The sequence below is a fragment of the Siphonobacter sp. BAB-5405 genome (genome assembly GCF_002872335.1).
GTDB lineage: Bacteria > Bacteroidota > Bacteroidia > Cytophagales > Spirosomataceae > Siphonobacter.
In genome coordinates this window covers 94,667-109,668 of sequence record NZ_NJAG01000003.1, presented here as the reverse complement: position 1 = coordinate 109,668, position 15,002 = coordinate 94,667, and the positions used below count along the sequence as shown (strand labels likewise).

Annotated in this window: 15 protein-coding genes; 12 read left to right on the top strand and 3 right to left on the bottom strand. The window is 48.0% G+C overall.

All coding sequences use genetic code 11. The features are described from left to right. The first annotated feature begins 34 nt into the window (after nt 1-34). From BWI97_RS03130 to BWI97_RS03095, 7 genes are all read left to right on the top strand, one after another. Nucleotides 35-448 carry an EVE domain-containing protein gene (locus tag BWI97_RS03130; protein ID WP_094817025.1) on the top strand — a complete coding sequence of 138 codons (414 nt, stop codon included), beginning with the start codon at nt 35-37 and terminating at the stop codon, nt 446-448. Beyond that, complete coding sequence (locus BWI97_RS03125) at nt 441-1,994, top strand: hypothetical protein (protein ID WP_141217615.1); 1,554 nt, start codon at nt 441-443, stop codon at nt 1,992-1,994. Before BWI97_RS03130 ends, BWI97_RS03125 begins: the two co-directional genes overlap by 8 nt. A 220-nt stretch (nt 1,995-2,214) precedes the next feature. After that, nucleotides 2,215-3,096: a class I SAM-dependent methyltransferase gene (locus BWI97_RS03120; protein WP_094817023.1), complete on the top strand. Its 882-nt coding sequence runs from the start codon at nt 2,215-2,217 to the stop codon at nt 3,094-3,096. An 83-nt stretch (nt 3,097-3,179) separates the two neighbouring features. Then, the gene (locus BWI97_RS03115; protein WP_094817022.1) at nt 3,180-3,863 is read left to right on the top strand and encodes a response regulator; all 684 of its coding nucleotides are present in this window, start codon (nt 3,180-3,182) and stop codon (nt 3,861-3,863) included. A gap of 54 nt (nt 3,864-3,917) precedes the next feature. Continuing rightward, nucleotides 3,918-5,294: an ATP-binding protein gene (locus BWI97_RS03110; protein WP_102200002.1), complete on the top strand. Its 1,377-nt coding sequence runs from the start codon at nt 3,918-3,920 to the stop codon at nt 5,292-5,294. Between the two features lie 1,016 nt (nt 5,295-6,310). Continuing rightward, entirely contained in the window at nt 6,311-7,036 is a 726-nt protein-coding gene (locus BWI97_RS03100; RefSeq protein WP_102200001.1) for a hypothetical protein, read from the top strand. Nucleotides 7,037-7,668: 632 nt separating this feature from the next. Further along, the gene (locus BWI97_RS03095; protein WP_094817018.1) at nt 7,669-7,938 is read left to right on the top strand and encodes a hypothetical protein; all 270 of its coding nucleotides are present in this window, start codon (nt 7,669-7,671) and stop codon (nt 7,936-7,938) included. Here BWI97_RS03095 and BWI97_RS03090 read toward each other — a convergent pair. Beyond that, entirely contained in the window at nt 7,935-8,837 is a 903-nt protein-coding gene (locus BWI97_RS03090) for a histone deacetylase (RefSeq protein WP_102200000.1), read from the bottom strand. The two genes, BWI97_RS03095 and BWI97_RS03090, sit on opposite strands and share 4 nt — an antisense overlap. A gap of 100 nt (nt 8,838-8,937) precedes the next feature. Between BWI97_RS03090 and BWI97_RS03085 the strand changes: the two genes are divergently transcribed. The 5 genes from BWI97_RS03085 (at nt 8,938) to BWI97_RS03065 (ending at nt 12,311) form a co-directional block, all read left to right on the top strand. Further along, nucleotides 8,938-9,450 carry a fasciclin domain-containing protein gene (locus BWI97_RS03085; protein WP_102199999.1) on the top strand — a complete coding sequence of 171 codons (513 nt, stop codon included), beginning with the start codon at nt 8,938-8,940 and terminating at the stop codon, nt 9,448-9,450. A gap of 136 nt (nt 9,451-9,586) precedes the next feature. Continuing rightward, nucleotides 9,587-10,138 carry a DUF4494 domain-containing protein gene (locus tag BWI97_RS03080; protein ID WP_102199998.1) on the top strand — a complete coding sequence of 184 codons (552 nt, stop codon included), beginning with the start codon at nt 9,587-9,589 and terminating at the stop codon, nt 10,136-10,138. Between the two features lie 56 nt (nt 10,139-10,194). Then, nucleotides 10,195-10,755, top strand: a complete 561-nt coding sequence (locus BWI97_RS03075; protein ID WP_102199997.1) for a fasciclin domain-containing protein — start codon at nt 10,195-10,197, stop codon at nt 10,753-10,755. A 51-nt stretch (nt 10,756-10,806) separates the two neighbouring features. Further along, a complete protein-coding gene (locus BWI97_RS03070) occupies nt 10,807-11,649 on the top strand; it encodes a bifunctional transcriptional activator/DNA repair enzyme AdaA (RefSeq protein ID WP_102199996.1) in 843 nt (280 codons plus the stop codon). Between the two features lie 104 nt (nt 11,650-11,753). Beyond that, nucleotides 11,754-12,311: a fasciclin domain-containing protein gene (locus BWI97_RS03065; protein ID WP_102199995.1), complete on the top strand. Its 558-nt coding sequence runs from the start codon at nt 11,754-11,756 to the stop codon at nt 12,309-12,311. A gap of 71 nt (nt 12,312-12,382) precedes the next feature. On the opposite strand, the gene BWI97_RS03060 is transcribed toward BWI97_RS03065, so the two are convergent. Together BWI97_RS03060 and dnaK are read right to left on the bottom strand one after the other, a co-directional pair. Then, the gene (locus BWI97_RS03060) at nt 12,383-12,850 is read right to left on the bottom strand and encodes a GNAT family N-acetyltransferase (RefSeq protein ID WP_102199994.1); all 468 of its coding nucleotides are present in this window, start codon (nt 12,848-12,850) and stop codon (nt 12,383-12,385) included. A 124-nt stretch (nt 12,851-12,974) separates the two neighbouring features. Beyond that, entirely contained in the window at nt 12,975-14,897 is a 1,923-nt protein-coding gene (dnaK, locus tag BWI97_RS03055) for a molecular chaperone DnaK (protein ID WP_102199993.1), read from the bottom strand. Nucleotides 14,898-15,002 lie beyond the last annotated feature (105 nt).

The window sequence follows — 15,002 nt, the reverse complement described above, 5'->3', positions numbered from 1 at the left end:
CTTTTTGCTGCTAATTCCCCCAATTGTAAAATTCATGAATTTTTGGCTCGTCAAATCCGAACCTTTTAAATATTCCTGGAATGATTTCGTTAAAGAAAAGCGAGGCGTCTGGGATGGTGTACGAAACTTTCAGGCTCGTAATAACCTGAAGGCGATGGCAGTCGGAGATTTGGTGTTATTTTATCATTCAAACGAAGGAAAAGAAATTGTAGGCATTGCTAAAGTGGTACGTGAGGCGTATCCCGACCCCACAACGGAGGATGACCGCTGGGTAGTCGTGGATCTGGAGCCCGTCGAGAAGCTTCCCCGAAGCGTCACGCTGGAAACCATCAAAGCCGATACCCGCCTGCAAAACATTGCCCTGATCCGTCAGTCACGCTTATCGGTTTCCCCCGTCCGGCCCGAAGAATTTGATATCATCGTTGGATTAGGCCATGAACATGCGTAGCCCCCTTATTGTCCTTGCCCTCATATTGGGCTCTTTTACTCTATTCGCTCAACAGAAGCGACTTGAAATCCCCATTCCCACGTCTACCGCCAATATTTTCACGATACCCGTGGGTCAGGAAGGCGTGATGCTGCTCACCCAAACGGGTCGAAACTCGTATCACATCGATCGGTTTGATACCAATCTGGATCGTAGCTGGTCGGTAGATGGCACGATTACGGATGGCCTGGAATACGTCACGTATTCATACGACGGCAAAAGCGTATATCTGCTTTTTAGTCGGAACAAGAGTAATGTGTACGAAATCATCAAGGTATACGTGGGTCCGGGTTTCACCGAAAAATTTGAAATTCATTCGGTGGATAAAATGGAAATTTCCCAGTTCAAAGCCTTCCACGACGGCGTCTATATTGCCGGTGTGGTTCGGGAGCAACCCATCTTATCGTACACGAACCTGCAAACGCGTCAGAATCGACTGCTGAATGCCTCCTTCAAAGGTCAGGCCGAAGTACAGACCATTGACGTAGATTCGGTAACCAACCGTGTGAACGTCACCTACGCCGTTCGGAAAAATCGGGAGTACTCGATTGTAGTAAAATCCTTTGACGATGCTGGAAAACAGCTTTCGGAGATTGTGGTAACCCCCGATGAAGATTACGCCCTGCTCGATGGCCGCCTGAGCCCGCTGGCCGATGGTACGAATCTGATGATTGGTACCTATGGCTTCCGGAATATGCAGTCGCAGACGAAGGGCCGCATGGTACAGGGGATTTACATCTGTAAGGTAACCGACAACGAAATTCTGCCCCTGAAGTATTACAGCTTCACGGATTTCAAAAACTTCTTCTCGTACCTGAGTCCCCGCGACCAGGAGCGTCGCGAGCGTCAGGTTCAACGCAAGAAGGAAAAAGGCAGCGACCTGAAACTGAATACCCAATTACTGTTACACGATCTGATTCAGAAGGATGGACAGTTGATTCTGGTTGCTGAAGCCTTCCAGGCTACCTTCCGTAATAATGGCAACGCCTGGGGTTACGGTGGTGGGCCCTGGGGCGGTCCGATGGGTGGTTTTTATCCCGGCTGGGGTTGGGGGATGTATAGTCTGAATCCCTTCTACTTCGGCAATCGTGGTTTCTATAACAACGGTTCCCAGATGTTTGATGGCTGGCAGTATACCCACGCCGTGGTGGCAGGTATCAACCAGCAGGGAGCATTGGTCTGGGACAACAGCTTTGAAATTGACAAGGTAAAAACCCTGTCCCTGAAGGAAAAGGTAAAAGTAAATCTCCAGAATGATCAGGTAACGCTGGTGTACAGTGACAAAGGCAGCCTCCGCTCGAAAAGTATCAAAGGCGGTATGGTGCTCGAAGACGGTACAGCTCAGGCGATTGCCACGAGCAACAATGGAGATCGGGTTCGTCGCAACTCGACCGATAATCTGGATTACTGGTACGATAACTACTTCCTGGCCTGGGGTTTCCAACGCATCACCAACGATGCCGAAGGCCGTCGGAACGTGTTTTATCTCAATAAAGTAGCGTATTAATTTTGTTCGAATACGATACGAAAGGACTGATGAAGTAAATCATCAGTCCTTTTCCTATCTATGAACGATCAACTTCTCTCAGGAATAGTAGCCCTATGTTAGTCCTTAGAAGTAAGACGTTCATCGATGAACGAACCGCACGCTCGGTAACTTGTACGAACGTGTGATTAAACCTGAAAGACTGAAGGCAAGCAAAAAAACTTGTCTAAACAATACCTTTATGAAATTACTGACGCCCACCCCCTGGTCTGATTACGAACTGATTGACTGCGGAGGTTTCGAGAAATTAGAACGCTTTGGTGCCTACGTACTGGCCCGCCCCGAACCGCAGGCCATCTGGGATAAAACCCTGTCGGATGCCGAATGGGAAAGCAAAGCCCAGGCGTACTTCAAACGCGAAAAAGGCAACTCCGAACGCGGCGAATGGCTGACGAAGCAGGGGATGCCCGACCGCTGGACGGGCACCTACCCCCTGGGTTCGCAGAAGCTTACCTACAAGCTGGCTCTCTCTTCCTTCAAACACGTAGGTCTGTTTCCGGAGCAGGCCGCTAACTGGGAATTCATCTACCAGAAAACCAGGGCACTCGGCGTAGAGAAACCCAAAGTCCTTAACCTGTTTGCCTACACGGGTGTGGCCTCGCTGGCAGCCCGGGCCGCCGGAGCTGACGTGACGCACGTGGATTCGGTAAAACAGGTCATTAGCTGGTCACGGGAAAACATGGAACTCAGCAATCTGGAAAATATCCGCTGGATGGTGGAAGACGCCATGAAGTTCGTGAAGCGGGAAGTTCGTCGGGGCAACACCTATCATGGCATCATTCTGGACCCGCCCGCCTACGGTCGCGGTCCCGACGGCGAGAAGTGGGTGTTGGAAGAACAAATCAACGAGTTACTCAAACTTTGTAAGCAATTACTGAATCCACAACAGCACTTCTTTCTGATCAATCTTTACTCCCTGAGTTTTTCGGCCCTGATTGCCGAAAGTCTGATTCTGCGAATTTTCGAGAAAACCGAAAATCCGGAGTTCGGGGAACTGTACCTACCCGATTCATTCCATAAAAAGTTACCGCTGGGCATCTTTTACCGCTTTGCTACGGTTTAATGGCCGAGGTTTTTTGACTCCTGGCCCGTACCTTTCGCTTTGTTAGCGGAAACGGGCCCGGAGCCTCCCAAGATAGACGACTTATGAAACTATTGATCATCGAAGACGAGCCGAAAACCGTCCAGTCCATCAGACAGGGTCTGGAAGAAAATGGTTTTGAAGTAGATATTGCTTACGATGGTCTGATTGGTAAACATCTGGCCAAGCGAAATCCCTACGATCTGATCGTTTCGGATATTATCATGCCGGGCCTGAATGGCGTGGAACTGACCCGTGAGCTTCGGAGTGAAGGTGTGGAAACGCCCGTTTTGCTACTGACGGCCTTGGGTGGTATTGACGAAAAGTTGATGGGCTTCGATGCCGGTGCCGACGATTACCTGGTTAAGCCCTTTGAATTTGCCGAACTGCTGGCCCGTATCCGCGTACTGACCCGCCGCTGGAACGGCTCCATGCCCATCGCTTCCAATATTCTGCGGTATACGGATCTGGAAATGAATCTGGATTCGAAAACGGTAATCCGCGGCGAGAAGAAAATTGAACTTACCGCCCGTGAATTCGCCCTGCTGGAATTTATGTTACGGAATCAGGGCAAAGTACTTTCGAAAGCCGAAATTGCCGAAAAAGTGTGGGATGTTAATTTCGATACGGGAACGAACGTGATTGAAGTATATATCAACCTGTTACGCAAAAAGGTGGACAAAGATTTCACGACCCGTCTAATCCACACCCAATACGGGATGGGCTACGTACTTAAGGTAGAAGATTAGCCGATGTTCCTGCCCACTTTCTCCTCTTTCCAAATATTGATTCATTAGCTTTCCATGCAAATTCGTACTCGTCTAACCATTCAATTCACCCTGCTGGTTTCGGTGATTGTTTTGCTGGCGTTTGCGGCCATTTACTACTTCCGGGAGTACTCCCTGCAGGAACAGTTCTATAAACGGCTCCGTCAGAAAGCCCTGAGTACAGTCGAGTTGCTGGTTAACCAGAATGAGGTAAACTCCGAGATTCTCAAGCTCATCGACCAGTCGAATTACGACCTGTTGTACAAGGAAAATGTCATTCTGTACACCTATCGAAATGACATCTACCATGCCAACAATGATACCATTCGCTTCGATCTGGACCGAAATATCCTGAACCGCATCCGACTGAATAAAGAACTGCGGATCGATCAGGGCGAGTATAAACTCTACGGACTCTATTACACTAACGATGGCGAACGCATGGTAAGCGTAGCCGGAGCCGCCGACGTAGCCGATCAGGTGAGTATGCGTTCGCTCCTGCGGATTATGCTGTATGCTTACGTTGCCTGTATTCTGCTGGTAGCAGTGGTAGGCTGGTTTTTTGCAGGACGGGCTCTGGTACCCATATCGGACGTCATCAATGAAGTACAACGAATTTATCCGCAGAACCTGAGTAGGCGGGTGAATACGCAAAACGAAAAGGACGAAATCGGGCGGCTTACTTTCACGTTCAATGCCCTGCTTGACCGGGTGGAACAGGCGTTTCGTTTGCAGAATATGTTCATTTCAAATGTCTCGCACGAGCTTAAAAATCCGCTCACCAAGATTATTTCGCAACTGGAAGTAGTGTTGCTGCGGGAACGTAGTACGGAAGAGTACCGCCAGACGGCTTCTTCCGTCTTGGCGGACGCCCGCGACCTGAGTCAGCTCTCCAATACCCTACTCGAACTGGCTAAAGTTTCCGATCAGAATCAGCCCTTCCTAACGGCTCCCGTACGCATGGATGAAGTACTGTGGGATGCTCGTGATCTGCTCCGTTCGACTCATCAGTCGTATACCATCAAGGTAGAGTTTCCGGTTGACATTGAAGAAGATTCCGTTTTAACCTTAAACGGCAATGCGTATCTATTGAAAGTAGCGGCGATCAATCTAATGGAAAATGGCTGTAAGTTTTCCATCGATCATACGGTTTTTGTGAAGGTACTGCCCAGTGCAACGCAACTGGAGCTGGTCTTTAGCAACCGTTCGAATATTGCTCAGGAAGAACTAGGTCTGATTTTCCAGCCTTTCTATCGCAGTCAGAAATCGGTGCGTACTTCTGGGTATGGCATTGGGTTATCGCTCGTAGATCGTATTGTGAAATTGCATAATGGTACGATTGAAGTACATTCGCAGGAGGGAAATGTGACCTTCCACCTGGTCATTCCCCAGCATAAACCCAATTTTCAGTAGATTTTAAGGATTGCTTCACGTGTGCTTAAGTATTGGCCCGTTCATTTGTCCTTGCAAAGCAAACCAGTTTTCTCATCCGGTTAGATGGTTTGTAATGGGGGAAATGCAGACACGCTGGGGCCCATACCGTCGGCTCCAGCGTAGTCTTTTTGATCAGTAACCTCTTTTACCCTCATGAAGTATATGCCTTACCTGGTTTCCGCTATAGCCGGGTTTGCGTTAGGCGGTATGGTTCGTTGGTACTGCTATCCCTGGACCGACCTCGTATCCTCTCGTGAAATGTTCCTCGTTACGGTGCTCATTGGCGTACCTTCCGGATTCGTTTTACAAATCATCGCCGTTCGGTATCCTCCCCAGAGTCGTCTGCTTGATATACGGTTTTTCGTATGTTTGGGGATTGTCTGTTCTCTGATTTGGTAGGGCCATTTTTGTAATGTTTCAAGTAATCTTGTAGAAACATTCTTTCTTTATCGGCTTGTATCTGTCTAGTTACTCTTCTGGATCATTCATACCTTAAAGCTCTTCGAAAAGGCTTTAACCCGTTAAAGAAACCCACCCCTTTGGGCTATACGCAAAAAGTTACGAATCTTAACGTATATTCGAGGCCTAAGAAAAGTGTTGTCCACTATTTGAATTATAGACAGTATAGTTAAGCTTCTAGAAGGTTAACTGATTTAACCATTAACCCCTCGTACTTCAACCCCATCTTTACTGAATTACCAGTATGCATACCCTTTTTGTGAGCATCGTTTATTTGATGTTGCCGTCGCTTAGCCTCCCTGCCCAGATCAGTATCAAATTCTATTCTTTCAAGAAAGCTGCTACCCTAGAGCTTTCCTCTATTTTTTCGACCAACGTACGCTGCTCCTTAATTAATTCATCCTTGGCTTTAGGAAGGATTATAAATCAAATTACTTCTGATCATTCAGCGTTTGAATGAATCAGTAGCTTCTCACTTTTCTTTCAACGTTCCCAGGGATTCAAATTTATATTTTCATTTTTAACTAAATTCAGTAATGTACAAACTGTTTACTCCCATCTTCTTCCTGATTTCTGTTCTTTCCGCTTCCGCCCAAATGGGTATTGGTACGTCAACCCCAGATCCTTCGGCGGCTCTTGACATTACCTCCACCGACAAAGGTTTGCTCATTCCTCGCGTAACTTTAGCCGATCGGCCAGGCAGCCCTGGCAAGGCGGCTCCAACGCTGGGTTTGATGGTTTTTCAGACGGATAATGATCCTGGGTTTTACGTGTATGATGGAACGAGCTGGGATAAGATGGTTAAGAAGTCGGAAGTAGCCCCTTCTGGTTTTGCTTATGCGGTTCGACCGTTAGATGGCCCAACTGTATATTATGCAAATCATGCAGATGCATATCCTGTAATTAAACTATCGACTTATGCTTCCTCACCCGATATAACTCTTTCTGAAGACAACTTTAAATTGCTTATTGCTAGGGGTGGTACCTATTCAATTGAATACAGCGTTGAACCCATCAACGTTGGAGGCAATCAGTACTCCGTGAATATTGTTTGTAATGGTGTTAGTGATTCAGACGGTAGTGGCGTTTCTATTACCGGCAATCCTAAAACACAGGGTCGTACCGTAAAAACTTTACCAGCCAACAGTACTGTAGAGCTACGGTTTGGCTCTTTGACTGCTCCGGGAAGAATTGACCCATCAGTGATGTTTTTCAATCAATATCGGAGTGGTGTGTTTTTGAAAGTAACACGGGTACTGTAAATTACTAGCCATGACCCATCTCGAAGCTCAAGTCGTCCAGTATCTCGGCATCAAAGACTTGATGTTCGAGTTTGCCGTAGACCAATCCAGCTTTACCCTACACCTAGCGGATGCTCTAGCCAAGAAGTAACTGGAGATCAAAAAAAGCGATGGGACTTAAACCCGTTAGGATTGGGAATATGGTCAGGCTTCCCTTACATACTTGTCTGCTTGAAATTCGTACAAACGTAGACCTTAGCGTAAAAGCCTTTTGTCGAAACATCGACGTCTCCATTCTGGCTTTACTGCAATATTTCTTATTCAATCTACTCACAATCACCTTATTGTAAAATACTCAAAGTAGGTCTTTCGTATCCACTTTGAGTATTTTACAATAAAAGTATAATGCATTTTTTCCAGTAATCCATTACTTTTGACCCGCTTATGCTTTCGATTCACCGTGATTCCCAGTACAACGGTGAACGGTCTTTGCCGGTTGGGACCTGAAGAAAGTACGAAGTGAAAGGATGCGGAGTTACCCGGGTACAACACCCTTGCCCTGTTCCGCATTCCTAGCCCCATACGATTTATATCTATAGAAAACACAGATTTTCAAGGCGTTCTATTGGTACGTCTGTAACAATTAGATAAGTATGGCATTTTACTTAAACGGACTCAGATACCGACCCCGGCCGGCCAAACGGACTTCTGCCGGCATTCTCTCTGGACTACTCCTGCTTTCCATTTTAGGCAATCTCGTACAGTGGACCTCCCAAAAGGCCATACGTACGCAGTTAAACAATGCCATCGTTAGCAATGATTCGACGCTGGCGGCCAAACACGAAACCGAAAAACGGCTGCTTCGGATGGAAGAGGAACTGAACCAGCAAAAGACGTTACGACTCATTTCGGACAAACGTTAGAAGTACATCTCTTCCGCCAGTCGGAACGTGTTGCAATGAGCTTCCACAATGTCGGCGAGCCGATGCGAGTAGCCCCCGCCCATGACCACCGCGAGCGGCAAACGGTAGCGTTGAGCCTGTTCGAAAACAAACTGGTCGCGACGACGGCAGCCCTCTTTAGTCATTTTCAGCTTGCCGAGTTTGTCCGTTTCCAGCACGTCGACTCCGGCAATGAAAAAGAGAAAGTCGGGCTTTTCCCGTTCCAGTAAGCCGGGCAGCGTTTCGTAGAGTTGATGCAAATACGGTTCATCAGTCAGGTAAGAAGGCAGTGCGATGTCCAAATCTGACTTCTCTTTGTGAAGCGGATAGTTGTCTTTCCCGTGCATCGAAAACGTAAACACGCGGGGTTCGTTTTCGAAAATGCAGGCGGTTCCATTCCCCTGGTGTACGTCCAGATCGATCACCAGAATTTTCTTCCGCTGTCCTTCATCCAGTAGATAATTCGCGGCAATGGCTACGTCGTTGAGGATACAGAATCCTTCGCCTTTGTCCGCGTAGGCGTGATGGGTACCGCCGGCAATGTTCATAGCTATGCCGTATTGCTGAGCGTACCGGCAGCAGTCGATCGTACCCTGAGCAATGACGATTTCGCGGTGAACCAGAGCCTCCGTTAGGGGGAATCCAATCCGCCGTACCATTTTATCGGATAAACGAAGGTTCCGAAGATCATCCCAGTACGTTGGCGTGTGCGTTCGAAGAATCCAGTGCGGATCGAGGGGCTGCGGTTGAAAAAAGGAATCCTCCCGAACGACGCCCTCCCGCAACAGTTGTTGGGGAATGAGTTCGTATTTTTCCATGGGAAAGCGGTGACCTTCGGGAAGCGAATAGCAGTATTCGGCAGTGTAAGCAATTTTTAACATAGGGATTGAGTTGCCCCTGGTCCGCTACCATTTTCATTCCAGCGGTCCAAGTGGCCTTATTTTTTTAGGCTATCGAGGGTATTCAACCAACACATGGCTTATGAAAACGCTCCTGTTTATATTCGCTCTGGGTATTACGGCCAGCTACGCTCAAACTTCCGTCAATGATTCCCGTAAGGATCTAATCGCGAACCTGAGCAGTACGGCCGATTACGCCACGTTCACCAACGCTCTCAATCAGAGCGGTTTATCACAAACGTTACGTGCCAACGGTCCTTTTACCATATTCGCACCTACGGACAAGGCTTTTGCAAAGGTTCCTTCGCTGGATGAACTCCTGAAAAGCGAAAATAAACCGAAGTTGATCAAGTTACTCTCCAACCACGTACTGACGGGCAAGTATACCGCTCAATCGATTCGTGAAGCCATTGAAAAAGGCCAGGGCAAAGCCACATTCAAAACCCTGGGTGGCGGCACCCTGACGGCAGCTTTATCAGAAAACGCCGTCCTGATTACCGACGAAGCCGGGAGCACCTCCCGCGTGATCATGCCCGACCAGAATTCCGACAATGGCATCATTCACATTGTAGATACGGTTGATCAGACGAAGTAAGCATTTGTTTTCGCACTAGTTTGTCACTACATTTTCGAAGGGTCGATGGAAGAGAATTTCTTTCGTCGATCCTTCGTTGCATATAGGAGTGATCTTGTAAATTGCTCCATCATCCGTTTACACTTTATATTTTTACATGGCTACGTGGTTTTTAGGAAAGATCCGATTTACAAAGGAAATTGATGCAGGGAAGTTTCAAACCGTTACGGAGGCGTATTTACTCGACGCCGTATCGTTTACAGATGCCGAAGCCCGCTTGTATGATTTGTTAGGTGACAACGCTCCCGATTTCCGGGTAACCAGCCTGTCGCCCATGAAAGTTCAGGAAGTTTTCCATGTAGAAGGCTCTGAATTAAAGTGGTTTAAAGTCAAAATTCTGATTACGACTTTTGACGAAAAAGCTAAAAAAGAAAAGAAGTCCTCGGCCTCCTTTCTCATCAACGCCGACTCCATCAAACAGGCCTACGATCGGGTGGAAGATGCGTTGGGTCGCGTAGAAGATTACGAAATTACAGACGTGTCCCTTACGCCCATCCTTGAAGTAGTTCCCTACGACGTGGATAACCAGAAGATGGATCAGTTGCGTCCATTATCGGAGGCAGTGGCAGCGTTCGAAAATGATTCGAACCCCACCCCGAAGGATTCACCCGAACAACCTTTTGAGCGGGTCGAACCAGCAGCAGAGTAACCCCGGAATCCGGCAGGAGCGAATACCTGCCGGATTCTTATTCCTATATCCCCATCATGAAAAAAACCTGCTTTGCTTTACTCACTCTCTGGGCTACCGGCTGTGTAAGTAGCCAGGGCCCCAGCCGTACCTCTACCCCATCTCAACCGACTTCTCCTGCGGCTCCGGCCAGCGGCGGACGCGTAAATATCGCCCAGCATGCCGCCCGTTCGCAGGAACATAGTATTCTTACCAAAGCTCTCAAAGAGACCGGGTTTGTAAACACCCTACAGAACTCTGGACCGTTTACGGTCTTTGCTCCCACGGACTCCGCCTTTCACAAGTCGCCGGAAGCTACTGCCCTGTTGCAACCTGATCAGATGAACCGCCTGCGAAAAGTGCTGGCCTATCACATCGTTACAGGCGTTTGGCAAACCAAAAACTTCCAGGAAGCTTTAGACCGGGGTATTCAACGCGTGGAACTGCGAACCCTCGCGGGCGAATACATTTACGTATCCAAGAACGGCGACCAGTGGTTGGTAACGGATAAAACCGGACATAAGGCCAAGCTTGAAACCACAGACTATGCCGTTAGCAACGGAATCGTACACGTAACTGACGCCGTACTTTGGCCCTAAGTCCGCAAGTTTCGGGTTACGGGACTGCAAGGAAGCCGGTATTTTTGGTTCATGAACGACTATCAACGTATTGAAAAAGCGATTCAGTACCTGAATACGCACTTTCAGCAACAGCCTTCCCTGGACGCGGTGGCTGAGCATGTGCACCTGAGCCCATACCATTTTCAACGCTTGTTTAAAGACTGGGCGGGGGTGAGTCCCAAGAAGTTCTTGCAATACATCAGCCTCGAACACGCCAAGAGCTTACTGGCTCAGGGACATTCCCTGGCTGATACCAGTTTCGAAACCGGCCTTTCCAGTACCAGCCGTCTGCATGATTTATTCGTTACTATCGAAGGCATGACGCCCGGCGAATACAAAAACGGCGGACAGTACCTGCAAATTCAGTACAGCTTTGGTTCTACCCCTTTCGGACAGATTTGCATGGCTTCCACCGAAAAAGGCGTCTGCCATGTGGCGTTTATTACCAGTGAGGACGAAGGAAGAACTTCCCTCCAACTCCGCTTTCCTCACGCTCAACTGAAGCTTCTGCCTACTGAATTTCATCGGGCCGTGTTGCTGCGGTTTGAAAATTCGCCTACGGATTTACCCCAGTTGAAGTTACATCTGAAGGGTACGGATTTTCAACTTAAAGTATGGCAGGCTCTTTTACAGATTCCACCGGGACGATTGAGTACCTATGCGGGTATTTCGCAGGCCATCGAGCAGCCTTCGGCCTGTCGGGCCGTGGGAACGGCGATTGGGCAAAATCCGATTGCGTACCTCATTCCCTGTCACCGCGTCATTCGCTCCACGGGCCTGATTGGGGACTACCACTGGGGAGCGAGTCGAAAAGCGGCTTTGATCGGCTGGGAATCAGCCCATATCTTAGGGGAACCGGAGAACGTTTGTTAGTAATTTTTAACACGACATTTATGGCATCGCATCGATAAATACCTAAACTTGCACTAGAATCAACGAAACCCATAATAACGATCACCCCTTAAAAATATAGGAATATGAAAGCGATTCTTTTGTCAGTCTTAGCCGCTGGTCTGCTCACCGCCACCCAGACCTTCGCTCAGGAAACAGCTCCCGTAGATGCGGCTAAAAAAGGTCAAATTATCATGAGTGCCCAGAAAATGATTGTGGAAAATGCCGTTCAATCACCGGGCTTAAAGACTTTTACCGCCGCATTGAAACAAACCGGCGTTAGCAATACCCTAGCCTCCAGCGGTCCCTTCACGGTTTTTGCTCCTACCGACTCAGCATTTTCTGCCGTTCCTGACGCGGCTCAATTCGTTTCGGCTGGTAATGTGACGACCTTACGTAAAACCTTGCTTCATCACGTCGTAACGGGAAAATGGACAGCTAATGACCTCCAAAACGCCGTGAATAAAGGCAAAGGGAAAACCGTACTTCGTACGCTTACGGGTCAGAACCTGACCGTAACAAAATCAGGCGATCAGTTTGTTGTAGCCGATGAAAAAGGCCATCAGGCAGTCGTCGAATTTCCTGATCAGGCTCAGAAAAATGGTATAGTACATGTCGTAAGTGCCGTACTCATGCCGAAATAGTTATTGCGTTTTACCCTCTACAAAAAGCCTTCTCTGAGTGATCAGAGAAGGCTTTTTGTTACAAACGTCCGTCAGATTTCTTTGATGAACACGACCCGATCCTGTCCCTCCCCCGCGTAATTTTTAACAACGGGTACATCATAATCGCCCAGCTCACCGATCATTTTCATCCCCATTTTATAATGGTGGAAGGCAATTGATTTCGTATTCTCCGGCGTCGTAATGGCTCGTACATGCGTACGGCCTTTCGTTTTGCAATAGTTGATAAAATGCTGGTACAGGAGCGTACCGAGCCCTTTTTTCTGGTGACTTTCCCGGATCCCGACGAGATGTACGTAGCCTGACTGATCCGTCTGGGAGAGAAAACCGAAGAGATACGCTACGGGTTTTTGTTCTTCCCGAATGACAAAAGCTGTATTCCCAAATTCGTGAATGTAAATAGGATGATGGAAGGATAGCGTACGTTCGCTTCCCCAAAAGGAAACGATGTCCCGAATGATGATAAAATAGTCGTCGAGCGTACAGTTTTCGATAAGCATAGTTGGGTGGTTAATAGTGGAAGAAAGATTGGGGCATACTTAGAAACAGATACCGTGGCAAATAAAAAGTCCCTAACCAATTTCACAATTGATTAGGGACTTTTACTGTACGTATTCAGAAAGATTACTTCACTTCTTCGAAGTTCACATCCTGAACATCTTTATCGTTACCAGCGGAACCGCCAGCCTGACCTTCGGTAGCATCACCACCGGGGTAACCATTCGGCTGAGCACCACCAGCATTAGCAGCGTTGTACATTTCAGTAGAAGCGGCCGCCCAGGCATTGTTCAGTTGTTCGGAAGCAGCATCGATAGCCGCAACATCCTGGCTTTGGTGAGCCGTACGCAGAGCAGCAACGGCCGTTTCGATGGCTGATTTGTTGCCTTCTGACAGTTTATCACCGTACTCTTTCAGTTGACGTTCCGTTTGGAAAATCAGTGAATCGGCCTGATTCAGCTTCTCGATTTTTTCACGTTCAGCTTTATCGTTGGCTTCGTTCGCTTTGGCTTCGTCACGCATCCGTTGGATCTCAGCGTCGCTCAAACCACTGGAAGCTTCGATCCGAATCTTCTGCTCTTTGTTCGTAGCCTTATCTTTGGCTGATACGTTCAGGATACCGTTCGCATCTACGTCGAAAGTTACCTCGATTTGAGGAATACCACGGGGTGCGGGCGGAATATCGCTCAGGTGGAAACGACCCAGGGTACGGTTTTGACCGGCCATCGGACGCTCGCCCTGCAATACGTGGATTTCAACCGAAGGCTGATTATCCGACGCCGTTGAGAACGTTTCAGATTTTTTCGTAGGAATCGTGGTGTTCGCATCGATCAGTTTCGTGAATACACCACCCATGGTTTCGATACCCAGTGACAAAGGAATGACGTCCAAAAGCAGTACGTCTTTCACTTCACCCGTCAATACGCCCCCCTGTACAGCCGCACCAATGGCTACAGCTTCATCAGGGTTGATATTTTTCGAAGGTTTCTTACCAAAGAACTTCTCAACTTCTTCCTGTACTTTCGGAATACGCGTCGAACCACCGACCAGAATCACTTCGTCGATCTCGGAAGTGCTGATGTTGGCGTTCTTCATTGCTTTACGAACGGGTTCCATCATCCGTACGAACAGGCTATCAGCCAATTGTTCGAATTTCGCCCGCGTCAGCGTACGCACCAAGTGCTTGGGCATACCATTTACAGGGAAGATATACGGCAGGTTGATTTCCGTCTGGCTGGAAGAAGAAAGTTCTACTTTCGCTTTTTCAGCGGCTTCTTTCAAACGTTGCAGAGCCATCGGATCCTGACGCAGGTCTAATCCTTCGTCCGCCTTGAACTCACCAGCCAGCCAGTCGATGATTACCTGATCGAAGTCATCACCACCTAAGTGCGTATCACCGTCGGTTGATTTTACTTCGAATACGCCATCACCCAGTTCCAGAATCGAAATATCGAACGTACCACCACCTAAGTCAAACACGGCAATTTTCATGTCATGTTTTTTGTCCAGACCAAAGGCCAGAGCGGCAGCCGTAGGCTCGTTAATGATCCGTTTTACGTCCAGACCAGCGATTTGTCCGGCTTCTTTCGTAGCCTGACGCTCGGCATCGTTAAAGTACGCAGGTACTGTAATAACGGCTTCCGTTACGGTTTGCCCCAGGTAATCTTCAGCCGTCTGCTTCATTTTCGTCAGAATCTGAGCTGAAATTTCCTGAGGCGTATACAGACGGTCACCAATCCGTACACGGGGAGTATTGTTAGGGCCTTGTTCTACGACGTACGAAATGGTTTTCATTTCGTTCTGTACTTCCGTAAAACGTTTACCCATGAAACGCTTGATTGACTGAATAGTATTCGTAGGGTTCGTAATAGCCTGACGTTTGGCAGGATCTCCTACTTTACGCTCGCCATTACCATTATCCATAAAGGCTACGACTGAAGGAGTCGTACGACGTCCTTCGCTGTTTGGGATAACAACGGGCTCGTTACCTTCCATTACAGCAACGCAGGAGTTTGTCGTGCCTAAGTCAATGCCAATGATTTTTCCCATGATAAAGTATTTGGTTTAATTTCTCGGTTATCGGTAGATGCTCTATTTATCTAAATCCCCGTGCCTATTGCTATTTTCTGTCTTAATTCTGACAGATTGACAGCA